A 24245-nucleotide genomic window follows, 5' to 3' on the forward strand; every position below is an offset into this window, starting at 1 on the left:
AACTCTGGGGGGAGTCAAGGTGTCCAGTTGGCACCGCCGCGTTCGCGGCTTCATAGGGTCTGTCGTGGCCCTGGCAATGGGAACCACGTTGATCGCGCTCGGCGCGCCGAGGGCGTCTGCCGAGGAGCCGGCGGCCGGGACGGCCGACGCGCCGTGGGTCGATCCATCGCTCTATACAGGCCTGACGTCCGACACGGCGGCTGCTTCGTGTTGGGAGATCAAGCAACTACATCCGGATGCTCCAACGGGCGCGTACTGGTTGCTGACGCCATCGATGGCGGCACCGCAGCAGTTCTGGTGTGATCAGGACACTGACGGAGGCGGTTGGGTCAAGGTTGGCCAGGGCCGGCAGAACTGGGAGTATGAGACGAAAGGCCGCGGTACAGCGTCCGATCTACTTCAAGCATTGCCCGCGGCCGATTCGGGCACCACCCAGTTGCCCACTCAGCTCATCGATCAAGTGCTCAACAAGCAGCCGATCACCAGCCTTGCAGACGGCATCCGGGTGCGTCGCGCGCTCAATGTTGGTGGTACCGACTGGCAGGAGGTGCGCCTCAAGCCGACGAAGAGCGTGGGCTGGTTCTGGAGCTTCGGCGCAATCTGGCCGCTGTCAAGCTGGACAGTTGGCACGGCGTCGGGTACCTCGGGCAACACCTCGAGCTTCGGATCGGGTAGTGGTCAGTTGGCGGTGAATACTCTTGATGCTCAGAACCAGAACTACACCTGGGGATTCTCCTACGGCTCAGGGGTGACCGGTTCGCCCGCCGCAGGCAGCTACCTGTGGTCGGCCACTGCTGGCGTAGGTGGCGCTCGACCCTACAGCTTCGTCTACGTTCGGCCCACGCTGATGAGTGCGGATATGTCATATACCCGAGTGCCGAACTCGGGCACGAGCAAGGTCGAGCAGGAGATTGTCCCCGATGCGAACGCGATGACCAACCCGTGGGGGGTCACCGGGCTAGCAGTCCCACGCCAGCGAGAAGGCGACGTCGAGGTGCAGGACATGGTGGCGATTGGCAACACCATGTATGTGGGTGGCCAGTTCCGCTACGTGCAGCGTGATGAGGCAGGCACGGGCCGCGTCGAGCAGCCGTTCCTCGCGGCGTTCAACGCGACAACAGGTGAGTACATCCCGTCGTTCAAACCAGTTCTCAATCAAGCCGTCCTTGCCGTCGCACCAGCAGGCAACGGGCGGCTTGCGGTCGGTGGAAAGTTCTCGACAGTCGGCGGTCAGCCCGCACCCGGGTTTGCGCTTATCGATGCCACCACTGGCGCGCTGTCGGGGCCGCAGCCGACCCTGACCGACGCCAGTTCGCCAGGAACTGTGCGTGTAGAGGTCATCAAGGCAGCTGCCGGCGATCTCTATATCGGCGGCTCATTCACCCATACTGCAGGGCCAACGGGAGCCACCCGCTACACGCGCAACGTCTCGCGGATCAACGCCACGACCGCGATGCCCGTCGTGGGATGGCAGCCTGAGTTCAACGGTACGGTGAACGATCTTGCCGTCGAAGACGATGGTGCAAAGGTCTTTTTCGCGGGCTTCTTCACCCAAGTCGGTACTGCCACGACCAATAGGGCAGCGGCGCTTCCGACCTCAGGTAGCCCGGTGCCCTATTCATGGAGCCCGGTGTGGTCGTCAACGAATGACTACCAGCGAACGATTGAGACCAAAGGCAATCGTGTTTACGTCGGTGGGTCCGAGCATTCGATGTTCTCGTTTGATACGACAAGCTTCGCGCGGATCTCGACGCACGTGACCAACCCCAAGGGAGATTTCCAGACCCTTCAGGTTGCCGGCGACTTCCTGATCGGTGGCTCTCACTCCAACTGGTTCATCTACCAGGGGGGGACGAACTGGCCGAATGTGGGCAGTGCCTGGGATCGGGCCGACGCTGTCTCCTGGATCAATGCCTGGCGCTTGGACGGCAACAAGACCCGATCCGTCGAGTCCTTCAGTCCAGCCATCACGTCCCGCACTGGTGAGGCTGGCTGGGCTACCGCGGTGGCGCCTGATGGCACGATCTGGGCAGGCGGTGATTTCACGCGAGCCCGAGTGCAGAGCGGCGGTGGTGCCTGGACAGGCGCATTCGTCCGTTTCGGGTATACGGATGGGGCCGCACCCAATATCCCGACCAACTTCCGCTCAACAGCGACCACAAGCACGACGGCCACGTTGGCTTGGAGCGCTCCGTCCGGAGGTGTCGGGAATGGCGGGAGCTATCAGGTCCTTCGCGACAACAAGGTAATCGCCTCCACTACCTCGACGAGCATCACAGTCCCCCTCGGTGGCGAGCGCCGGTACTTCGTGCGGGCCGCTGATCGGGCAGGCAATATCAGTGCCAGCACCGCTGTCGTGACGGTTCCGGGAGGCAATCCGGCTCCAGTTGCCAATATTCAGCACACGGTCAGCGGGTTGAATGTCGCCTTCGACGCCAATGGGTCAACGGACAACGGGTCCATCGCTAGCTACCACTGGTCCTTCGGCGATGGAGAGACCTCGACCGACCCGGTCGTCACGCATCACTATGCACATGGTGGAACCTACGATGTGCGTTTGACTGTCGTGGACAATGACGGGGCTTGGACGACGGCAACCTACTCGCTGGAGCTCGCTCAGCCGGCCCCGGCCGACATCTATGGAGCTACAGTCTTCGGCGATCAGCCTTGGGCCTACTGGCGTCTTGACGAACTCAGTGGTGACAGCGCGACAGATGTCGCTACGGGATTGCACAACGCCAGTTACCAGCAGGGTGTCACTCGTGGCGTCACCGGCATCGTGACGGAGAATGCGGCTGCTCGTTTCGACGGCGCAGACGACGTCGTCGTCTCTACTGATCGGGTCGCCGGGCCGACTACCTACTCCACAGAAGCCTGGTTCCGAACCACGACAAATCGCGGCGGTAAGATCATCGGCTTCGGTGGCTCTCCTTCGGGACTGTCGAGTAGCTACGACAGGCACGTCTACATGCAGAACGATGGCCGCCTGGTGTTCGGTGTCTATGTCGGCGGTGAGTACAAGATCACGACCAACAACGCGTTGAACGACGGCTCGTGGCACCATGTGGTGGCGACTCAATCGAGCGATGGCATGCGGCTCTACGTGGACGGGGTGCTTGCCGGCACCAATCCGCAGAACAGTGCCGAAGGCACGACGGGCTACTGGCGTGTCGGCGGCGACAACACATGGGGGTCGACGTCGCCGTACTTCCAAGGCGATATTGACGAGCCTGCGATCTACACCGTTGCGCTCACTCCGCAGCAGGTGGCGGCCCATTACGCGGAAGGCACTGCGGCGCCGAATCAGCTGCCGACAGCGTCGTTTACTGCGACGGTTGATCAGCTGAAGGTAGATGTGAACGGTTCGGCCTCGAGCGATCCGGATGGAACGATTGCGTCCTACAAGTGGGAGTTCGGTGATGGTTCGGACCCGGTGACGGGCTCGTCGCCGACTGCGGATCACACCTATGCAACTGCAGGTGATTTCACGATCAAGTTGACGGTGACCGATAACCGCGGTGGCACGGCGACGAAGACCGAACAGGTCACGACGGGCACTCAGGCATCAGGCCAAGTGATTGCCGAGTCTGCGAACTGGCGGTACTACTACGATGCGTCGGCCCCGGCCGCCGCCTGGAAGACGTCGACCTTCGACGATTCTGGTTGGTCAACCGGCGCAGCGCCGATCGGCTATGGGTCCGCCCTAGTGGCCACGAATCTGAACCCGACCTCGGTCACGAGCGATCGCCCACGTGCGGTGTATTTCCGCACGGACTTCACAGTCGTGGACCCGTCTCGGGTGTCGCAGTTGAAGTTGACTGGGGTGGCCGACGACGGCGTGGTGATCTACGTCAATGGCACTGAGGTGAAGCGGGAGAACATGCCTAGTGGCAGTGTGTCGCACGCAACCTATGCAACAGCACCGCCGCCGCGGACCACTGCGGCGAACGCGAATCCGGTCGAGGTGGAGGTTCCGACGAGTCTCCTGGTGGCGGGGCGCAATGTTGTCTCAGCGGAGACGCATGTGAACTACCGCGGGACGCCGGATGTGTCGTTCAAGCTCAAAGCCGATATCACGATCTCCAGCACACCGATCAACAGGAACCCGGTGGCCTCACTCACTACGAGTGTTTCGGGTTTGAAAGTTGATGTGGATGGGACGGGTTCGTCGGATCCTGACGGGACGGTGTCGACCTTCGCTTGGGATTTCGGTGACGGCGCAAGCGGGACTGGCAGCACTGCTACGCACACGTACACTGCGCAGGGAACCTATACGGTGAAGCTCAAGGTGACTGACAACCAGGGCGCAACGGACGTGGCCACCAAGCAGGTCACTGTTGCTCCGGCGGGTCCGGAGACCCAGGAGCTGGTGGCATCTTCGGCGTCGTGGAAGTACTACTACGACCTCACCGCTCCGGCAGCGGCGTGGAAATCACCGTCGTTCGACGACTCTGGTTGGTCCGCTGGTGTTGGGCCGATTGGGTACGGGTCGTCTAGCGTCGAGACGGCCTTGTCCCCGGCTGCGAATACGAGTGATCGGCCTCGCGCGGTGTACTTCCGTAACAGCTTCAATATCACGAACAAGTCGCAGTTCGCTTCGCTGGAAATAACAAGTGTGGCCGACGACGGTGTAGTGATTTACGTCAACGGCACCGAGGTGAAGCGTGAGAACATGCCGAGCGGTACCATTTCTCACACGACTTTCGCGAACGAGCCGCCGCCGCGGACCACAGCCGCGAACGCAAATCCCGTGGTTGTGCAAGTTCCGATGGATTTGCTGGTCAATGGCGTGAACGTGATCACGGCGGAGACGCATGTGAATTACCGCGGGACTCCGGACCTGTCGTTCAAGCTGAAGGCCGTGGCGACCCTTGGTGGGAACTAGACGTCTATAGCTAGCTAGACAGCTCCAGCAGGGGGCCAGTCCGTCGTTGACGGCTGGCCCCCTTCTGGCATGTGCTTCAGACGAGTTCTGAACTTCTGTGCTCGTCCTGACTATCGATGCTTTGTGGCTCTTTCGCGCAGGTGCGTGAGTGAGCTCCGCACGGCCGGTTCAGGGTCCGTGGTTGTCGCCCTATGGGCTTCCGTAGGCAGACGGCCCTACCTGCCCCATAGACGGCCCTGCCCATCTAGGAGCCATCGGCGCAGCCCTGGGCAGACTGTTTCGTCGTGCTGATCTGGCCGCTATCGCTGGACTTGGCGGCGCTCGGATTGGCTAGCCGTGGGCTAGGCTCACTCGGAGAGGTCACGGAATGTGCTAGACACTCTTGATGAGTAGGCCTTGACGAGTAGGCCGATGACGAAGTCCTGATGGATGACTGACGATCGACTTCCACTGGCGCGTGACCACCCGGGACCGGAGTTGGATCGACACGGTCGGCTGCCGTTGAAGCCGGAGCTCAAACCGACTCACCAGCCCGCGTGAACTAGGCATGGCGCGTGACCGAACTGACATCTGCTGCTATGGGCGGGTTCACCGGTTTCAAAAGACCGCTACCGAGCAGCCGTCCGGTGTAGCGACGGTGCTGAATGCGCTCCACGCCCGCCCGACGAGGTATTCAATGAGTGCCGCCTCACCGGACGATCCCGTTGTAGTGGTTTCGGGCCCCGGCGCTGGCCGATGCATTTCTGACTCGGTGAACGCTTCGGGCCCAGGCACGCCAAGCGTTCTTGGCCGGCCAGATCGGCTATCACATCCTCGAGGCAGCTCGGCGAGCAAGGAGGGAGCTTAGGCGGGGGTGCCTGCAGTGTCCTCTGCGCGGTTTGGTGCTGCTTCCTCAGCCGATGCATAGCGACCAGGGCGATGGGTCACCAAAGCCGCACCAATGATGTGGGAGCCCATCTCCGCTGCATCGCCGACCACTACCGCAAGATCTCGCATTCGTGTCGCGCCGGGCCGAACTACTAGAACGGAGGCGTCGCTGAGCCGTAGTGCTTGCAGACGAGCGGCAGTCGAAGCGTCAGGCGCAACGGGTATGATCACGAGCCCGGCACCCTCATTTGACAGGGCACCACCCGCCAGAGAAGGGTCGGCTGTGACTACAGTGCTGCCGGCAGCCTGGAGCTCTGCGACGATCCGATCAGTGAGTGCGGTGTATCCCGCGATGTGCGAATCAAAGACGAGAGACACAGCCCGTGCGCCGTCTCGGCTTGCAGAGCGGAGTAGTCGCTGCGCAACGGAGGCGGCATTCCGCGGTGCAGAATCATCGTCCATCGCGCCCAGCGTCTCGATATCGAACTCCCTACGTAGGTCGTTCGCCGAATGAATGGCCTTCCGGCGTGAGTGTGTGACGAATGCGGCAATAATGCCGAGCAACAGGCCTGCTGCGAGGCCGGTTGCCAACATGGTGATGCGAGCGGGCTTCCTTGTGATCTGAGTTACGGACGCGGGGTTCAGGATCACGCCCGCAGTCGAATCGACTCCCTCAAGTGACCGAGCGCGGGTGAAGAGGGCAGAGAGCTGCAAGCTGATGATCTGCTGGTCGGCGCTCGCCTCGGCTGCGGCAGGGCTACCGGGCTTTGCGCTGGCCAAGCGCTTCAAAGCGGCGTTGAGGCTCTGACGCAAGCTGCTGATGCGCTCTTGATCCTTCTGCATCGCGTTGTCGATGCTCAGCTTGACTTGGTCCGAGCGCGTTTTGATGTAGGCATCTGCCATTGCGCCTGCGCCGCTTCGAGCCTTCTCCTCCGAGTCTGCCGTGACGCTGATAGTCATGGTCGAACTTCCTGTACCCGCAGCGACTTCGGTGCTGTCCCGCAGCTCGATCGGGTTCCACTGATCGGCCCCTGACTTAGCGGCAAGTTCTGCAACCTTGAACGATCGGGCTGTCGTGGCCTCAGCGTTCATGTCGAGAAGGTTGTTGTTATTGCGATTTGCCGCGTATGGATCGGAGGTGATCGGAAGGACGGACAAGGTGGTGACCGCCACGTAGGTGGTAGGCACGATCAGCAAGTAGGATCCGGCAATCAACAGGCCGAGTATCACTCCCGCCACGACGGTCTGCCACCGAGACACGAGCACGGTCCAATAGCGACCGACGTCAATTCCAGGTTGCTCCGTCGTGGCGTCTGGCATTTTTTCGAGCTCCCTAGTGCAGTCCTGCAGACAGCTGTGGACCCACAGCCTGGACGATCTTACCCGAAGGTCTTGACCGCCCAAGCCGTGGGTCCGGAGCGAACCTCAGCTACCGCGGGGAGCTACTGACAGCCGCCCTCCAGGCATCCTGCGAAGGTTTGTCGAGAAGGCGCCACTCGCCATCATTGGTCGACTGGAAGTAGGTCACGAACTGGGCGCCGTTGGAGCGGGTGTAGTTCGCCACGTCGGTTAGCCATGCCGCGCGCTTGCTTCCACTCGGATCGCTGGGGATCTTCCGGGAACCGATCTCGGCGATTCCCCAAGGCTTTCCAGCGGCTTTCGCCACCTTAACAACGGTGTCCATCATGCTGGCTGGCGTGGCGTAGTAGTCGCGACCTGGATCGTGGACGCCGTTGTATGGGTCAAATGCGATCACATCAATGACATCCGAGCCCGCGTAGTAGTTTCGCCAGTCCTTCTTGGAAGCGGGCGTGGTCGTCCAAGCCATGAGGACGAGCGTCGCGTACATGTTCTTCCTGCACACGGAGTCCGCAATCTTGTCGATATGTTGCCACGCGCGACGGTACTGATCTGCGGAGAAGATCTTCTGATCATCGATCGGTGTCTCAGGCTCGTGGTAGTAGTTCCAATAAATCGTGGACGACGACGGTGCTTCCTGGAACCACTTCCGAAGCTCTGCGTCATGCTTACCGCTCAGGACATCAGCGGGCTTAGGACGGAACGACATCACCAGGGTACGGCCCTCTAGTGCCTTAAGTCGCGCGGAACTCCAAGCGAATGGCATGGGCTCGTCCCAGATGCGGACGGATGCGATCTTGCCGAACTTGGCATCGCGGTCCTTGAGTGCGTCCTCAAGCCAGATCGTGCTCGTCATGGAGACGCTGGACCCGAACTGGGTGCCCTTGGGTGGGGCTGGCCGTGAACAACTTGCGCCAGGGGCTGGAGGGTTGGGCTGAGGTGCGGGTTGTTCTACGGGAGTGGTGCCGGTTGCTCCTTCTAGGAACGAGACGTCGTCGACATAGAGTCTCTGACCGGCTTGAGTGCCGGTGAATCGGATCTCTAGGTCGAGCTTTGAACCTCCCCGCTTCGCCGTGAAGTCCATCGTCAGCTTGCGCCAGTTGGTGTCGTTGAGCTTGGTCGTGGCCGTTGTGGTGTTGTTCCCGGCGCTGTTCTGCTCTGTTACGCGGGCCTCGGCCGTGACTCCGGCGCGGCTCGAACGTACATAGAGGGCGACCGAGTACTTGGTACCTGCTGTAGTCGATGACACAGTGCTCGCCTTGTCGCCGAGAACCACCGTCGCGGCATTGGCTGGGGTGATCTGGGCACCTAAGCCGGAGCGCCCGGTATTGGTTGCAGTGAACGAGTGTTGCGTGCTGCTGGTCGCCCAGCCGGTGGTGCCCTGGCTGAAGTTCCCATTGACGATGCGTTGGCGGGTTGCAGCGGACGCACTCTCTAGTGGAGGTGCAGCGGTGAAGGCGACTACCAGTGCAGCAAAGATCGCGAGCGTAGCTCGCATGGTTCTTGGGGTGGGTCGGGCGTGGGGGATGTTCGTAGCCATGACGGCCTTTCGTTGTCGGACGGGTGAGCACGGGTTGGGAGGTCCGTGGTCGGAAGCTGGGTGGCTTGCCGGAGGCTCGTACAGGCGGAAACACGTCGAAACTGTGATTCGCCTGAGAGTCCTGAGAGAAACCTTAGAGTATTTACTTAGGGGAGTTCAAGTGATCTCACTCCAAGTGCGCTCGGCGGCATCCCAGTTGCCCTGCGACGGGCTGGGTGCGATCGGCCAACGAGAGTCCGCTCTGCCTCCTCCTTGCGAGCGTCACGACCAATGGCACCGTGTCAATCCCGCGGATACGGCTTGGGATCAGGTGATGGGCTGGCACCGATAGAGTGTCGGTGCCGCCCTCAAGTTGTTTCGAAAGGAGACGCCATGCCCGAGATCAGCCCGGCATTCATCCTGGCTGGCCTGTTCGTTGGGTTCGTGGTGGGTTTGACTGGTATGGGTGGGGGTGCGCTCATGACGCCGGCACTTGTGTTCTTCTTCAATGTCAATCCGTTGACCGCGATTTCATCAGACGTCGTGACCAGCCTCTTCATGAAGCCTGCCGGCGCAATCGTGCATATCGTGCGACGAACGGCCCACCTAGGTCTTGTCCTTTGGCTTTGCGTGGGCTCTGTTCCCGCTGCCTTCCTGGGGGCAGTGCTCGTCGACCAACTTCGCGTCTACGACGGCTTCGAGCAGATTCTGCTCACGATTCTAGGCGTCGCGTTGCTGGTCACATCAGGAGGATTGATCTTCCGGGCTTGGTCGACAATGGTGCGCTACAACAGCGCGGCGGGTGAGGGGCCCGCCGAGCCGCGGCGCCCGGACGTTGAGGTGCGGCGTCTAGTCACAGTGCTCCTGGGTGCGCTCGCGGGCCTGCTGGTGGGTCTCACGTCGGTTGGGGCAGGGTCCCTGATCATCACATTGCTGCTCGTGCTCTATCCAACCCTCAAGCCGTCTCAGTTAGTCGGAACAGACTTGGTGCAAGCTGTTCCGCTCGTTGCGTCTGCCTCCCTCGGCCATCTGCTGTTCGGTGAGGTGTCCTTTGATCTGACCTTGGCCCTGCTCATTGGTGCCATCCCGGGCGCGTTCATCGGTGCTCAGGTGTCCGCGCGAGCGCCCGGGGGTCTGATTCGCCGAGCTCTCGCCATTCTGCTAATGGCGTCAGGATTGAAGCTTGCCGGTGCCTCGACGGAGATCGTCCTTGTTGCCACTGGTGCGGCGATCATTCTCGGGCCGGTAGTGTGGGCGCTGCTACGTAAACGCTTCCGCGGCAGTCGGTCGCCGAACGCAGAGCCTCAAAATTCTCACTACGTCGAAGGAGAGTCAGAGCGATGACGGCGCCGGAATGTGGCACTCCTGTCGAGTGGTCGCAGATCGCTGAACTCTCGTCGCTGACCGTTGAAGGCGAGGACCTCGACATTGTCGAGTTGTGCCAGGAGGGGCTCGCCGAGCCGCTGGAGTTGACGGCAGAGGGCTTTGACCTGGTCGGTCACTCGTCGCGATTTGTGATACGCGACGTCGAGTCCACTCCATTGGTGCTCGGTACTCATCGAAATCGCGAAGCGTCTCATCAGTCGCTTATCGTCAGTGCGCAGGTTCTTCGCGCGGTGGCGCCAGGAGCGCCAGTGGCTGATGCTGAGTGGCGGCCTGATCTGGCGGTAGTGGTGAAATCGCTCCCGAGTCAGGATGACCTGGCGCGAGTCCAGACGCTGCTCCACAGTGATATGCGCGTCACCTGGATAGTCCTTGCCGGACGGGCTCGGCAAGGCCATCAACTGGTGGCGGAGGTAAACGAGACCGTGCAGGGCATCGGCCTAGGAGAGCATTGCGTCACCCGTCTGGCTTGGCCCGGCGCTGATGGGCAGTTCTTGAAGAGGCCCCGGCTCCCCGAAGCGGGTGCGATCGCAAGCCGGTTCGGAGCCCAGCATCATGTGATCGTGGGTGATCCGGATGCGCGGGGGGCATCGCGTCTGGATCGTGGGGGCACGGTGGTCTTCTTCACAGGTCTCTCGGGCTCGGGAAAATCTACCATCGCCAAGGCGCTGCGCGAGAACATCGAGGTGATCAGCGATCGGCCGGTGAACCTCCTGGACGGTGATGATCTGAGACGCATGTTGTCGGCTGGGCTCGGTTTCGATGAGGAGGGCCGTGCCGCCAATGTTCGACGAGTGAGCTGGGTGGCTGCGCTTGTTGCCGGTAACGGTGGGATCGCGATCACGGCTTTGATTGCACCGCATGCCGCCATTCGCGATGAGGCTCGCCAGATGGCGACCAAGGCCGGCGCGGACTTCCTGGAAGTATGGGTGTCCACGCCCCTGAGCGAGTGCGAACGACGTGATCGCAAAGGGCTTTATGCTATGGCAAGGGCGGGCAAGATTCCGAACTTTACCGGCATTGACTCGCCATACGAGGCTCCCGCGAGGGCTGACCTCATCGTCGACACATCTAAAGAATCGATAGAGAAGACCGTGGCGATTCTCGTCGAGGAACTTGAGCGCCGAGCTGTCCGTCGGGGCACTCCAGCATTGGCGCGGCGACCCACGCAACTAGCTGACCAGGGGCCAACCTATGACATCTGATGATCTTGATCTTGCCGAAGAGTTGGCACGCGGAGCCGGACAGATATTGCTTGCGCTTCGCGAGCGGGACGGATCGGCGGTCTCAGGCGCCAGCGGCGATCGTGAGTCAAACCAATACTTGCTTGATGCACTGTCGCGCAAGCGCCCAGGGGACGCGGTGTTGTCTGAGGAGGCGGCGGACGACCCGCGGCGACTGGCCGCCGAAAGGGTGTGGATCATCGATCCGCTGGACGGAACACGTGAGTTCGCTGAGCAATCGGACGACGGCAGTTGGCGTAGCGACTTCGCAGTCCATGTCGCGCTATGGACCCAATCTGGGGGCCTGGCCGGGGGTGTGGTGGGCCTGCCGGCGCGGGATCTGGTCTACCGCTCGGACAGTGTTCCGTTCGTTCCGCCAGCAGTTCCGAGTGAGCCAGTGCGTGTCGCGGTGAGCCGCAGTCGGCCTCCGCGCCTGGTCAGCGAGATTGGTCGCGAGTTGCCAGTCCAACTAGTGCCGATGGGATCTGCCGGTGTGAAGGTGATGGCGGTCGTGTCGGGAGAGGCCGACGCCTACATCCATGGTGGCGGCCAGTACGAGTGGGATTCTGCGGCGCCCGTGGCCGTCGCGCTCGGAGCAGGACTTCACGCCAGTAGACTGGACGGCTCGCCGTTACTCTACAACCAGAGCGACCCGTGGCTGCCGGACTTGTTAGTTTGTCACAAACAAGCAGCCCCCACGCTTCTAGCCATTCTGGCGAAAATCGAAGGAAACTGATGTCGAACTATGTGTTGAGTCATTTACGCGCTCTCGAGGCAGAGAGTATTCATATCATTCGCGAGGTTGCTGCCGAAATGCAGCGACCGTGCCTGCTATTCTCTGGTGGCAAGGATTCGGTAGTGATGAGTGCGCTTGCCCGTAAAGCATTTGCGCCGTCGCGGGTGCCCTTCCCTTTCATGCATGTCGACACTGGGCTGAATTTTCCCGAAGTCATTTCATTTCGTGACTGGTGGGCTGACCAACTCGAAGTGCAGTTGGTGGTCGCCTCTGTTCCCGATGCCATTGAGGAGGGTTTCGTGCGGCAGGAACCCAACGGATCTCGCAATCGCATCCAGACTCCCGTGCTCCTTCGAGCGACGGAGGAGCACCGCTTCGACGCACTCTTCGGCGGCGCACGACGTGACGAGGAGAAGGCTCGCGCCAAAGAGCGCGTGTTCTCATTCCGCGACGAGTTCGGCCAATGGGATCCGAAGAATCAGCGGCCCGAGTTGTGGAGCATGTACAACGGTCGAGTCAACCAGGGTGAGAGTATTCGGGTGTTTCCGATCTCCAACTGGACCGAACTGGATACTTGGGCCTATATCACCCAGGAAAGACTGCCGCTGCCGAACCTCTACTATGCGGCAGAGCGCGAGGTGGTTGAGCGGGATGGAATGCTGTACGCGGTCAACGAGTTCGTGCGCCCTCGCGACGGAGAGACTGTGCTATCCCGATCTGTGCGCTATCGCACCATGGGCGATGCCAACTTGACGGCTGCGGTTCCTTCTGAGGCCGATACGAACGAAAAGATCGTGGCCGAGATTGCTGCTACTCGCTACACCGAGCGAGGTGCCACGCGAGGCGACGACAAAGTCAGTGAGGCCGCAATGGAGGATCGTAAGAAGGAAGGATACTTCTGATGAGCAGCGACCTGTTGAGGTTCGCAACGGCTGGAAGCGTCGATGACGGCAAGAGCACGTTGATCGGGCGACTCCTCTATGATTCGAAGGGCATCTTCATCGACCAGTATGAAGCTGTCGAGCGCGTCAGTAGCCAGCGTGGTGACGACTATGTCGACTTGGCTCTTCTCACGGACGGACTGCGAGCCGAGCGTGAACAGGGCATCACCATTGATGTGGCGTACCGCTACTTTACGACTCCGAATCGCAAGTTCATCATCGCTGATACTCCGGGCCACCCGCAGTACACGCGCAATATGGTGACGGGGGCATCGACGGCGGACGCGGCACTGATTTTGGTAGATGCTCGGAAAGGCATGTCCGAGCAGAGTCGACGGCATGCATTCCTCACGACGCTACTTGGTGTCCGTCACCTAATTGTCTGCGTGAACAAGATGGACCTCGTCGACTACGCACGCGAGGCGTTCGACGCGATCGCCGATGAATTCACGGCCTTCGCCACGCGCCTGAACGTGCACGATCTCGCGTTCATCCCGATCTCCGCGTTGGCAGGTGACAATGTCGTGACTCGGAGCGATCGGACCCCTTGGTACGACGGGCCCTCACTGCTGTATCACCTCGAACATCTGCACGTAGCCAGCGACCGGAACCTGACGGACGTTCGGTTCCCGGTGCAGTACGTGATTCGCCCGCAGCAGGCGAAAGCTCGTGACTATCGTGGGTATGCGGGGACGGTCGCCAGCGGTCTGATTAAGCCAGGCGATCCGATCATGGCTTTGCCCAGCGGGTTCACAACCACTGTAGAAGCGATCGACAGCCCCTCAGGCCCGATTGATGCCGCGTATCCTCCGATGTCCGTGGTGCTGCGGTTGGCGGACGAAATCGACATCTCCCGGGGGGATATGTTGGTTCGGCCGAACAACCCGGCACCCGCGGTTCAGGACCTTGATCTCAGGGTGTGTTGGATGGATGAGGCTATGCGGCTCACCCCAGGGCGGACGTTGGCGATAAAGCACACCACGACCTGGGCGAGGGTCAAGGTTCGGGAGGTGCTGTACCGAATCGATATCAACACCCTTCACCGCGATGACTCCGTGACCTCACTTGGTCTGAATGACATCGGGCGCGTACGTATGCGGTGCACGAAGCCGCTGTTCATGGATGACTACAGCGAGAATCGAGTCACCGGTTCGGTGATCTTGGTGGACGAGTCTACCAATCGGACTGTCGGGGCGGGCTTCCTCCAGTAGGAGTGCGGCGCAGTCGCACTCAACTGCCTCGTGCCAGGCGGTGCCTGGCACGAGGCAGTCGCCGTTTCGCGTCCGGCGAGTTGAACGCGACGACCTACTTGATGATCGAGATCTTCGTGCTTCCAGCGCTGTAGGTCGTGGCGCCCTTGGGGCCTACCTCGCTGTAGACAGTGTTTGCGAGTTCTCCGGTGCCTGTGTTGATGGTGAGGATGCGAACTGGGTTGTTCTTCCCATTCAGATAGTTGCCCAAGTAGGCCGCCGTGACATTGCCCCGGTTTTTGTCCGTGCGACTCGTGAAGTGGCCCACATGCCCGGAGAGGACGATCTTCACGTTGGAGTATTTCGCGACGATCTGCTCGTAGACATACCGTGCGGTCTGGCCATCGCCTGCGTTTGAAGTCGATATGCCACCCTTGCTGTTGAGATACGAGTGGGTAGCAAGGATGACGTTGTAGTCGGAGTGGGAGGCGACTACCTTGCGTGCCCATTCGACAGCATCCTTGCGCGGAGCGAACTCTAAGTTCAGCACCAGCCACTTGGTGCCCCTTGCGGTGAAGCTTGTCCAAGCGTTGTCGATCTTTCCAGGTTCGAAAGTGCCACCGAGGTTGATGAGGTTCTTCACGGGGAAGCTGGCGTTGAACTCTTGCGTCTGGCGGGTGAGGCGCCAGTAGTTGCACTGGTACTCGGACAGCCTGATGGGGCATTCGGGATTTTTCGAGTAGGGCCCACCCCCGTATCCGCTGGATCCGGCGATGTTGTTCCAACCCGTCGAGCGGGTGTCGTGGTTACCAACCGCGACCGACCAAGGAACCCCGGCGTCGGTCAGCTTGCCCATCGCTTTCCGTGCCCGGGTGTACTGCGCGGGGTCCAACCAGCCCCAGTTCACCACGTCTCCGGTGTGCACGGCGTAGCGAAGGTTGAGCGCATTCCTGTTGGCGGCCAGCCATGCGGTCCGGTCACCAAAGCGGGTGTCAGCGTCCCAATTGGTCTCGGTTTGTGTGTCGCCAATTACGGCAATGCTGAATGTGTCGTCGGAGATTGCCGGCGGACGCGGGCTGAGACCGACCGCGGCCGCCTTTGCAGCTGAGAACGGGGCAACTGACTCCGTCTTATAGCTCAGGGTGTCGTTTCCGGAACCAGACGTCTGTGCCCGCAGCCAGACCTCGCCTGGCTGTCGTATCCGGCTTGCTGATGAATCCTTGGCGGCCAACTGCCACTTTGAAGGCCTCGGTGTGCCTTCTTTCCAAGCACGGAGGTAGAGCCGAACGGTCTTCTTGGCTGCGACCGTTGCTTGTAGATGGATGACGTCGCCCGGACGCGCAATGAATCCTAGGGGACTTGTCGCGCCGAGGTCGGACACCTTACCCGCCGCGATGCGATGGAACTTTCCGGTGACGGCCCGATCGCTGCCGACACTGACCATTGTCAGATACCCGGTAGACCTGTTGCTGGCGCGGAACTGCAACCCGAAGTCGATCGGCTTGGTAGGGACAGTGACCTTGACTTCGGCGATGGACGTCAAGCGGGCGGGGCCGACCTGTGCGAATGCGGGCGCGTTGCTGGTCAGGGGCAGAGACTCTGCAGCTTGAGCGGTGCTCGGCGCGCAGCCAAGCCCCAAAGTCAGAGTGAGCGCGACCGCGATCAGAGAGACGAAACTGGCCGGACGCGTCTGGCGGGCATGGGTAAGCCGAGGAAAGGGGGGGAGGTTCACAGTGCTCTCCAGTCCTGTGTTGAGGCTCGAACTTGGAAGTCACGGCCATGTTTCCCCCGAAACGCCTAACGGAATAGGAACACGGTCTGAGAGACGGTGCAACCGAGTTCCACCATGTAGACGCGTTCCACGGCTGGATTCGGACAACGCCGACCAGGTCAGCGTCGAACCGCCGCCGCGGGGTCGCTGACGCGGTGCGATTTTGATCTCGGCAGGGTGGTAGCCGCCCCCGGGATCGCGCAGCAGCAGGTCGGGGCGTCCGCTGCAATGCGCCACCAGATCGCGGGTAGCAGCGGCTCGATCAGCAAATCGATCCCGGACGTCCAACGCCGTCCGTTCCTGCTCGGCGCTCGACCGCTCGGCCAGACTTCGTCCGTCGAACAGCGAGCTGTCGAAGCCGGACAGCAGTTGCGCGACCAACTCGGCTTGGAAGGCGATGCGTCGTGGAACGCCTCGCGCAGGCCCCGTGCGCGGGGCCCCTTGCGGCTATCGGTGGTCGTCGGTGAGCTCTCCACGTGCGGCGAGTTCGGCGACGATCTGGCTGTATCGAGCCTCGTCGATCCGGTACTTGGCTCGGTAGACGAGGTATCCGGCCACGATCAGGATCAGCGGCAACACCAGCATCGCCACCTTCATCATCAGCAGGCCCTCGGCTGACACGTCGTCGGGGGTCGCTGCCGAGTTGATGCCCGACAGCACAACGACCACGCTGACGATCTGCGTGCCGAGTGCCGCGCCGACCTTGTTGATGAACGGCTGCAGGGCGAAGGTGACGGCCGCATTGCGGCGCCTGAGTTTCCAGTGTCCGTACTCGATGCAGTCGGTGAGGAAGACCAGCATCAGCACCACGATGAACGATTGGCCGATGAACAACAGCAGACCAGCCGCCCCGATCCAGATCATGTTCATCGGGGAGAAGAAGAACACTAGATAGCCGGCGACGACCATAGCGGTCGCGCCGGTGTAGAGGGCGCGGCGGCTGAAGCGGCGCCGGAACAACGGGAAGACCAGGAAACCAGTCAACTGCGCGATGCCGAGCACGGCACCGAACGGTGTGTACATGCCCTCGTCGCGGTAGGCGTACTTGAAGAAGTAGACGCCGAACGAGGTGGTGGTGACGTAGCCCGTCATGAACAGGACCATCGCAACCGCAGTCCACAGCAACTGATCGTTGCCTGTGACGACCCGCCACAGGCCGCGCAGAGTGACCTTGGGCTGTTCCGCGGCCAATCGGGGCTCCCGAACGCCGACCAGCGTGACGACCTGGCCGGCGAGCATGATCGTGACCACTGCGGCTGTGAACAGGAACCATGCCCGGGTGTCCCCGCCCAGTGCGCCGGTGACCGGGATGATCGCGACGACCACGCTGAATAGGCCGATCGTGGCGAAGATCTTGGTCAGAGCACCGATCCGCTCGCGCTGCTTCTGGTCGAGGGTAAGAGCGGGTAGCAGCGCCCAGTAGGGAATGTCGTTCATCGTCCAGGTCAGGCCCCAGAATAGGTAGAGCAAGGCGAAGGCGGCTACGTACTGGGTGTCCGGCAGTCCGAGGTCGGTGAACAGCAGCAGCGTGCAGACTGCCGAAGCGACGGCGCCGATGGTGATCCAGGGCTTGTAGTGACCCCAGCGGCTCCGGGTGTTGTCCACGATGGAGCCCATCACGATATCCATCACGGCGTCGAAGAGCCGGGCACCGAGGATCAGCCAGCCGGCCCACCAGACGAACGTGTCGGACGCGTTGAGCACCTCGGTGATGAAGACGATCAGGTAGAGGCTGACTAGGGCGTACACCATGTCGCGACCGAGCGTCCCGACGCTGAACGTCCAGCGGTTACGCTCGAACGGTACAGCTGGGGAGACTGGTTCGGATGTCATGCCTCAGGGTAGGCCCGAGAGGGAGGTGTCGCCAGAGAGCGAGTGCTCTAGTCGTCGCCTCGATCGAGGGTCGATGTCAAAGGTTCTCGCATCCAGTCGCCTAGCGATATCGGAGTGAATGGAGGGTCTCTATTGCTTGGCCGTCCGAAACACCGCTTGAGGGCCGAGGCAGTCAGCGCGAGGCAACCGCGACAAGGGCCACCTCCCGCTTCAGTGTCGGCTGTCGGGGTCGACCAACCGCCATGCGAGCGGGGCAAATTCGGGGGACGTCGAGGTCACAGAATGCTGGCAGCCTGCGGCGATGGTACCTCACTGTCACGTCCGCGGCGAAAGTGGACAAATCGTGCGTGCCAGCGTGGTTCCCGTTACCCTTGATCGCAGATTTCCACAGAGACGCCGTGTCGCCTTCGTTGCAGATCACGGCTGCTCACCCCCCGATCTGTGGTGTTGAGTGAGTGGAGAAGTATGTCAACAGCCCTGTCCGGTTCTTTTGATGCGCCCCCGTTGCGCGCCGCCGTCGTTGGAACGGGAGACATCTCCCGGCAACATCTCGCGTTCCTCGCCGCTTCGCCGCTTGCCGACCTGGTCGGGGTCTGTGATCTGTCGCCAATCGCGCGTAGCTGGTCGGCCGAGGAATATGGCACCGAGCCTTTCGCGTCGCTGGACGAACTGGTGGAGGTCGTTCGGCCGGACGTTGTGCACGTGCTTACGCCGCCTACAACGCATGACCGACTGGCTCGCAGTGCCCTCGCGGCTGGGGCCCACGTGATATGCGAGAAGCCGATCGCCCTCAATGCCGATCAACTGGTGTCACTACTCGCCGAGGCCGACCGCTGTGGACGTGTCATCGTGGAGAACCACAACTACCGGTTCAATCCAGAGATCCAGCAGATCGACCGGCTGATCGCCGACGGGTCGTTGGGTGACGTTGGCGAAATCGAAATCCGGATCGGGCTGCCGGTCACGGACCCCGCCGGACGCTTCGGCGACCCGAATCTTCCAAGCCCCATTCATGACCTGCCGGCGGGTGTGATCCACGACTTCATCACTCATATGACCTACCTTGTTGGTCACTTCGCCCCGTCAGTCACCTGGAGTCGGGTGCTGAGCAACTGGAGCAAACACAGCCCCCTGGCGCATATTCCGGTCGACGATCTCGACGCGGTCCTTGTTGGCGAGGGCTGCGGCGGTCCGGTGCATGCCCGGCTCCGATTCTCCGCGCTACTGGCGCCCGACTGCTTCGAGATCACCGTTCGCGGCTCACAGGGCTACGCGCAGGCAGAACTGTTCTCCGGCCGCATGACCACCATCGCTGGCCAGCCCGGGGGCAAGCAATTGGGCCCGATCGTCAACATGATGCGAGACGGCGTGCATCAGTTGATTGGCGGGCCCCGCTCGCTGAAGCGCAAGATCTTGCAGCAAGGTCCGTACGTCGGCCTCGCGAACTACCTTGAGCTCACTTATCGTGCGCTGGCTTCGGGGTCGCCGACCCCGGTCACCGCTGACGACATGCTTGCGGCAAGCCGCCTGATCGATCGATTGGTAGCCGGGCGTGCCACCGTCGACCACGCCGCTGAGGAGGGGACAGCATGAAGGTTTTCATCACCGGGGCAACCGGATTCGTTGGTAGCTATGTTGTGGGCGATGCGCTGGCCGCCGGGCACGAGGTACGGGCCTTGGTGCGCCCCGCGTCACGGAACCCGCTTGCCTCTATCGCCGGCCACCCTAGGCTCAGTCTGGTTCGGGCCGATCTGCGCGACCGCAGCACACTCGGCGGGGCACTCCGCGATGTGGATGCCGTAATCCACCTGGCGGCGGCGAAGTCGGGCGACTTTTCCACCCAGTTCGCGGGCACCGTGTTGACCACCGAAAACCTGCTCACCGCGATGGCCGACTCGTCGGCGAAGCGATTGGTTGCGGTGAGTACCTTCTCGGTCTACGACTACACCCACCTCAGTCCGGGCTCGGTGCTCGATGAGTCGTCTCCGATCGAGCAGACCGCTGCCCGACGGGACGAATACGCGCGGACCAAGCTCATCCAGGAGAGGCTCTATCGCGACGCCTCATCTGAGTTCGACGTGGTGATCCTTCGGCCGGGAATGATCTATGGGCGCGACAACCTGTGGCACTCGCTATTGGGTTCCCCGCTCGGCCCACTGTTCCTCAAGGTTGGTGGCCGCTCGGTGCTGCCGATGACCTATGTCGAGAACTGCGCGCAAGCCATCACGCTTGCCCTAACCAGTGCCGACGCCGTTGGCAAAGTGCTCAATATCGTCGACGACAATCTCCCCACCCAGGAGCAGTACATACGGGCACTCGGTGCGCGTTACGACGTCCCGGCCTCGATTACGGTGCCTTGGCCTGTGCTTCGGTTCTTCGCCCACATAGCGTCCTATGTCAACGCGCGCCTGCTAAGCGGCCGGGCGAAGTTCCCCGGAATCGTCGTGCCGGAACGACTAGACGCTCGGTTCAAGCCCTTCGTCTACCCGAACCATGCTGCGAAGCAGGCGCTCAACTGGCGGCCTGTCTATTCGCTGGCGGAGTCGTTCGCCCGCTCGGTGAGCGATGTCGATCTGATCGCCGAGCGCGCCTTTTCGGCCCCGGCTGAGGCAGGGACTTCCGCGGCATGAGGATCGCCTACCTGACCGGCGAGTATCCGCGCGCGACCGACACCTTCATCCAGCGCGAAATTCTCGCTGTCGAACGCGTCGGAGTCGAGGTCGAACGATTCTCGGTGCGCCGCACGGGTGATGAACACATGGTTGGGCCCCAGCAAGTGAGCGAGCGAGCGGCGACCACGTATCTACTGTCGTCGCCTTCGACGATGATTCTTCGCGATGTTTGGGCAGCCGCCCGGCGGTCTCCGAAGCGGTTTCTGGCGACGCTGAAGCTGGCCCTATCGACCCGACGCCTGGGTGTCGGTGGCGCACTCAAGCAGGCGGCATATTTCATCGAGGCTGCACACTTAGCCGAAGAATTACATCGTCGCGCCGTCACGCATCTACATAATCATTTTTCGGACGCCTGCTGCACGGTCGCCATGTTAGCGTCGGAACTCTCCGGAATCCCATTTAGTTTCACTCTGCACGGCCCAGGCATCTTCTTTGAGGCAAACGAATGGAAGCTTGGTACGAAGATCGACAAGTCGGTATTCTGCGCCACCATCAGCTCGTTCGCGCGCGCCCAGGCAAGCTTGTTCTGCTCCGCTGATGGCTGGCGGCGGGTCCGGATAGTTCACTGTGGGGTCGAGATTCCCGAAATCAATCCCGATGCCGCCCGCGAGGACGGTCCGCCGCGGCTGCTGTTCGTCGGTCGGCTCGATCAAGTAAAGGGTGTCACTGTGCTGTTTGATGCGGTGGCCGAACTCGCCACTTCGGGAACCCCGCTCGAATTGACCCTGGTCGGCGATGGGCCGCAGCGGCCGGAACTCGAGCGCCGTGTGGCTGAACTCGGTATCGGCGACGCCGTCCATTTCACTGGCTACCAGAGCCAGTCCGCGGTCCAGGAACATTTGCGGCGCTGTGACGTGTTTGTGCTTCCCAGCTTCGCGGAAGGAGTCCCGGTCTCTTTGATGGAGGCGATGGCGCAGGGCAAGCCGGTGATCGCTACCAACGTTGGTGGTGTGACCGAGCTAGTCGCGGACGGAGTCAACGGCCGGGTGGTTGTTCCCGGGAGCGTCTCGGCGTTGCGAGAAGCCGTTGCCGGGTTGGTCGCTGACGAGCAGTTGCGGGCGCGACTAGGTGCCGCAGGCCGCGAGCGGGTGGCTGCCGAGTTTGCGTCTGATACCGAGGCTCGGCGTCTGGTCACTCTTTTCCGGGCAGCCGAGGATGGCGCGCTGGGCAACGAGTCGGCGGACGAATGGACGGAGCGGCCCGCGCCTTATCAGGTCGGCGGTTAGTGGATAGCAAAGCGCAAATTGGTGCAAATCCAGTTGTTGATGGTGGGCATGCATCCTGCTGCTACAGCGTCGTGGAACTAGCCGAGTGCAGTGAATTGGAACGTGGATTGGCCCAAGTCTTGGTTCGTGACGGGGTGGCAGAATTTCTCGACTTAGAAACGAACGATACGACCCCAGTCGTCCCAGACGAGGCTCTCGCTTTGTGTCGTTATTGTACCGCGTGACCGGCAAATGGCTTTGAGTGTAGAGCCGACAGGCTGTCGACGAATATTTGAAGGCTCGGTCGCATTGTATTCACATCGCCATGTGCCGGGAGGTTGTCCAATAATTCCCAGCTGTCAGACGAGATAGTTCAACAACTCATTTGCTGATAAGCTGGCGTGCGGATCGAAGATGTGGGGGTCTCGATGAGCCGTCTGGGTTCGCGGTGGAGGGGTTAGTATGCCAAGGGTAAGTGTCATCATGCCTGCCTATAACGCGGGTGCCCGAATCGGGTTGGCCATCGGCAGCGTGCTGAGTCAGACCTATCCCGATGTAGAGCTAGTCGTGGTCGACGACGGCTCGACGGACGACACCTATCAAATAGCAAGCGGGTTCGGAGATCGAATCACGTTGCTCAAGCAGGCGAACGCTGGTCCAAATGCGGCTCGGAATGCTGGCATACGCGCAGCTACAGGTGAGGTATTTGCACTGTGTGATTCTGACGATCTACTGCTACCGAACTATTTGACCGAGGCATGCGCAGTGCTCGAGAGGGCTGCGGAGCGCGTTTGGGTGACCTGTGCCGCCTTGGCATTGACCGACGGTGGCTTGCGTGACTACGGTGTGTCACCGTTTGGTGAGATCCCTGTCCGCCAGCAGCGCGAAGCTATCCTGCAGATGAATTTCGTTTCGATCTTCTCGGTTTTTCCGCGCCGGATGGTTGATGAAATCGGCGAGTTCGCCGAAGACCTCCATCGGTGTGAGGACTGGGAGTACTGGGCGCGGGCACTCCTGTCAGGTTGGCGGGTGGCCTTCCAGTCCGAGGCTGCGGCCATGTATCGGCAGCAGGGATACAGCCAGTCGGCTGATGCAACTGCGATGATGGACGCCGAAGACGAGTTGTTCGTGGGCCTCTCGAAGCGTTTTAGCGGCATCCTCACTGAACGCGAGCAAGGCTTGCTCATGGCGCGGGCTGGGCACGGTTCTCCTCCACGGCAGCGGCAACGGGCGAAGCAGGCTTGGACGGCCGGTGACTTCCAAGAAGCAGCCTCGCTGCTGCGGATTGCCGCCGCGGATTATCCACGTTACCGCGGGCTGCGGAAGAAGGCGCTCATCGCCAGTGTTGCGGCACCGGTCTTGGAAGTTCTTCCCGAGTGGATGCCCCTGCGTCGCCAGATGAGGGATCGGCTGTGAATGGCGTCCGAACGAGTGGCGATCGACGGGTTCTGGACACGTGTCACCAGTTGCGAGGGATGAGACGCTGATCATGGCAGGACAGCGGGAAGTATTTGTCGATTTTTACGACTATCTGAACCTCGGGGACGATTTGCTGTTCTTTGTCCTGGCCCAGCGCTACGCTCACGTTCGATTTGCCTACGCTGAGCAGCACCCGAGGCCGGTGGCGTTCCGCCTTCCGAATGTTCGCAGAATGCCCCGAATACCCTACGTTGACGGCATGCTGCGTCGGCTGCGAATTCCTTTCAGTCTCAATGAAGCCTGCCGCCGCCGGGCTATTCGGCAGTCGCGGCACGCGGTCCGATTGGGCGGCTCGCTGTATATGGAGAGGGGGGAGTGGCAGGACAATGTGCGACGCGATCTGGCGTTGCTGTCCAGCCCCGGCGGCGCAATCTATCTCAACGGGAACTTCGGCCCGTGGAGGACTGAGGGTTTCTTGGCAACCTACGTTCGGCTGTTTTCCGAAGCCCTTGACGTGACCGTGCGGGACAACTGGTCGTTTGCACAGTTGGCGGGCGTTCCTCAGCTCCGTATGGCTCCCGATCTGATCTTCAGCTTGTCCTCAGACGTCAGAATGGCCGAGCGTGGCGGTGTTGTCATCTCGCTCATCAATCTCGATGGACGGCCTGGGATCAGCGAGCACCGAGAAGCGTACGAGCGCGCCATGGCCGAGCTCGTCGAGGATCTGGTGAAGGATGGACAACAAGTCACGTTGATGAGCTTCTGTGCCGCGGAAGGAGACGAACTGGCGGTCGACCGTGTTGCGTCGCTGGTGCCGTCGCCCGCCCGCGGCGCGGTCACAACGCACTATTACCGTGGTGATATGCGAGCGGCGCTTACCTTGCTCCAACGGACCGAGACGGTTGTGGCTACCCGGTTTCACGCGATGGTACTGGGCCTTGCCTTTGGCTGCCGGGTCAACTGCGTGGAATATAGCGACAAGGTGGCCAACGCTCTGGACGACCTCGGCCTGGGGCATCTGGGCTGGAGTATCGAGGAGTTCGTTACTGCTACTCGGGTAGAGCGTCACCGACGGGCGACGGCCCTGTCCGTAACGCTGGCCGACGGTGAGGATCTCGCTCGTCGCGCCAATCAGCACTTCGCTGTCCTCGACCAACTCCTGGCAGGACCACCACCTCGTACGGCCTGACTCGCAAAGGTTCGCGACCCGCGCCCGCAGCAATTCATGGCTCGTGCCTGCCT

At 61.6% G+C, this 24245-nt stretch carries 16 protein-coding genes; 11 read left to right on the plus strand and 5 right to left on the minus strand.

Going from position 1 to position 24245, the window contains the following annotated elements:
• The first annotated feature begins 64 nt into the window (after window positions 1-64).
• Window positions 65-4885, plus strand: a complete 4821-nt coding sequence (locus tag QM624_RS04020; RefSeq protein WP_415088976.1) for a PKD domain-containing protein — start codon at window positions 65-67, stop codon at window positions 4883-4885.
• Between the two features lie 843 nt (window positions 4886-5728).
• Here QM624_RS04020 and QM624_RS04025 read toward each other — a convergent pair.
• Together QM624_RS04025 and QM624_RS04030 are read right to left on the minus strand one after the other, a co-directional pair.
• A complete protein-coding gene (locus QM624_RS04025) occupies window positions 5729-7072 on the minus strand; it encodes a hypothetical protein (protein ID WP_415088978.1) in 1344 nt (447 codons plus the stop codon).
• Window positions 7073-7181: 109 nt separating this feature from the next.
• Window positions 7182-8609, minus strand: coding sequence for a carbohydrate binding domain-containing protein (locus QM624_RS04030; RefSeq protein ID WP_415088980.1), 1428 nt, complete (start codon window positions 8607-8609; stop codon window positions 7182-7184).
• A gap of 414 nt (window positions 8610-9023) precedes the next feature.
• On the opposite strand from QM624_RS04030, the gene QM624_RS04035 reads away from it, so the two are divergent.
• From QM624_RS04035 to QM624_RS04055, 5 genes are read left to right on the plus strand one after another with little or no spacing between them, the layout of a single operon-like run.
• Complete coding sequence (locus QM624_RS04035; protein ID WP_415088982.1) at window positions 9024-9974, plus strand: sulfite exporter TauE/SafE family protein; 951 nt, start codon at window positions 9024-9026, stop codon at window positions 9972-9974.
• Complete coding sequence (gene cysC / locus QM624_RS04040; RefSeq protein WP_415088984.1) at window positions 9971-11218, plus strand: adenylyl-sulfate kinase; 1248 nt, start codon at window positions 9971-9973, stop codon at window positions 11216-11218. The genes QM624_RS04035 and cysC overlap by 4 nt, the downstream gene beginning before the upstream one ends.
• Complete coding sequence (locus tag QM624_RS04045) at window positions 11208-11972, plus strand: 3'(2'),5'-bisphosphate nucleotidase CysQ (protein ID WP_415088986.1); 765 nt, start codon at window positions 11208-11210, stop codon at window positions 11970-11972. The genes cysC and QM624_RS04045 overlap by 11 nt, the downstream gene beginning before the upstream one ends.
• On the plus strand, window positions 11972-12874 hold the full coding sequence (cysD, locus tag QM624_RS04050; RefSeq protein WP_415088989.1) for a sulfate adenylyltransferase subunit CysD: 903 nt from the start codon (window positions 11972-11974) through the stop codon (window positions 12872-12874). The genes QM624_RS04045 and cysD overlap by 1 nt, the downstream gene beginning before the upstream one ends.
• Entirely contained in the window at window positions 12874-14124 is a 1251-nt protein-coding gene (locus tag QM624_RS04055; protein WP_415088991.1) for a sulfate adenylyltransferase subunit 1, read from the plus strand. The genes cysD and QM624_RS04055 overlap by 1 nt, the downstream gene beginning before the upstream one ends.
• A 94-nt stretch (window positions 14125-14218) precedes the next feature.
• Here the strand turns inward: QM624_RS04055 and QM624_RS04060 are convergent, their stop codons facing one another.
• From QM624_RS04060 to QM624_RS04070, 3 genes are all read right to left on the minus strand, one after another.
• The gene (locus QM624_RS04060; protein ID WP_415088993.1) at window positions 14219-15835 is read right to left on the minus strand and encodes a metallophosphoesterase; all 1617 of its coding nucleotides are present in this window, start codon (window positions 15833-15835) and stop codon (window positions 14219-14221) included.
• A gap of 39 nt (window positions 15836-15874) precedes the next feature.
• Window positions 15875-16255, minus strand: coding sequence for a hypothetical protein (locus QM624_RS04065; protein ID WP_415088995.1), 381 nt, complete (start codon window positions 16253-16255; stop codon window positions 15875-15877).
• A 66-nt stretch (window positions 16256-16321) separates the two neighbouring features.
• Window positions 16322-17707 (minus strand): glycoside-pentoside-hexuronide (GPH):cation symporter, encoded by a 1386-nt coding sequence (locus tag QM624_RS04070; protein WP_415088997.1) that lies wholly within the window; start codon window positions 17705-17707, stop codon window positions 16322-16324.
• A 465-nt stretch (window positions 17708-18172) separates the two neighbouring features.
• On the opposite strand from QM624_RS04070, the gene QM624_RS04075 reads away from it, so the two are divergent.
• The 5 genes from QM624_RS04075 to QM624_RS04095 all read left to right on the plus strand — a co-directional run bounded on the left by QM624_RS04075 (window position 18173) and on the right by QM624_RS04095 (window position 24192).
• On the plus strand, window positions 18173-19300 hold the full coding sequence (locus tag QM624_RS04075) for a Gfo/Idh/MocA family protein (protein WP_415088999.1): 1128 nt from the start codon (window positions 18173-18175) through the stop codon (window positions 19298-19300).
• Window positions 19297-20337: an NAD-dependent epimerase/dehydratase family protein gene (locus QM624_RS04080; protein WP_415089001.1), complete on the plus strand. Its 1041-nt coding sequence runs from the start codon at window positions 19297-19299 to the stop codon at window positions 20335-20337. Before QM624_RS04075 ends, QM624_RS04080 begins: the two co-directional genes overlap by 4 nt.
• A complete protein-coding gene (locus QM624_RS04085) occupies window positions 20334-21605 on the plus strand; it encodes a glycosyltransferase family 4 protein (protein ID WP_415089003.1) in 1272 nt (423 codons plus the stop codon). Before QM624_RS04080 ends, QM624_RS04085 begins: the two co-directional genes overlap by 4 nt.
• Window positions 21606-22046: 441 nt before the next feature.
• Complete coding sequence (locus QM624_RS04090; protein WP_415089005.1) at window positions 22047-23000, plus strand: glycosyltransferase family 2 protein; 954 nt, start codon at window positions 22047-22049, stop codon at window positions 22998-23000.
• A gap of 73 nt (window positions 23001-23073) precedes the next feature.
• Window positions 23074-24192: a polysaccharide pyruvyl transferase family protein gene (locus tag QM624_RS04095; RefSeq protein WP_415089007.1), complete on the plus strand. Its 1119-nt coding sequence runs from the start codon at window positions 23074-23076 to the stop codon at window positions 24190-24192.
• Window positions 24193-24245 lie beyond the last annotated feature (53 nt).

The organism is Micropruina sp. (genome assembly GCF_047606365.1).
Taxonomy (GTDB): domain Bacteria; phylum Actinomycetota; class Actinomycetes; order Propionibacteriales; family Propionibacteriaceae; genus Micropruina.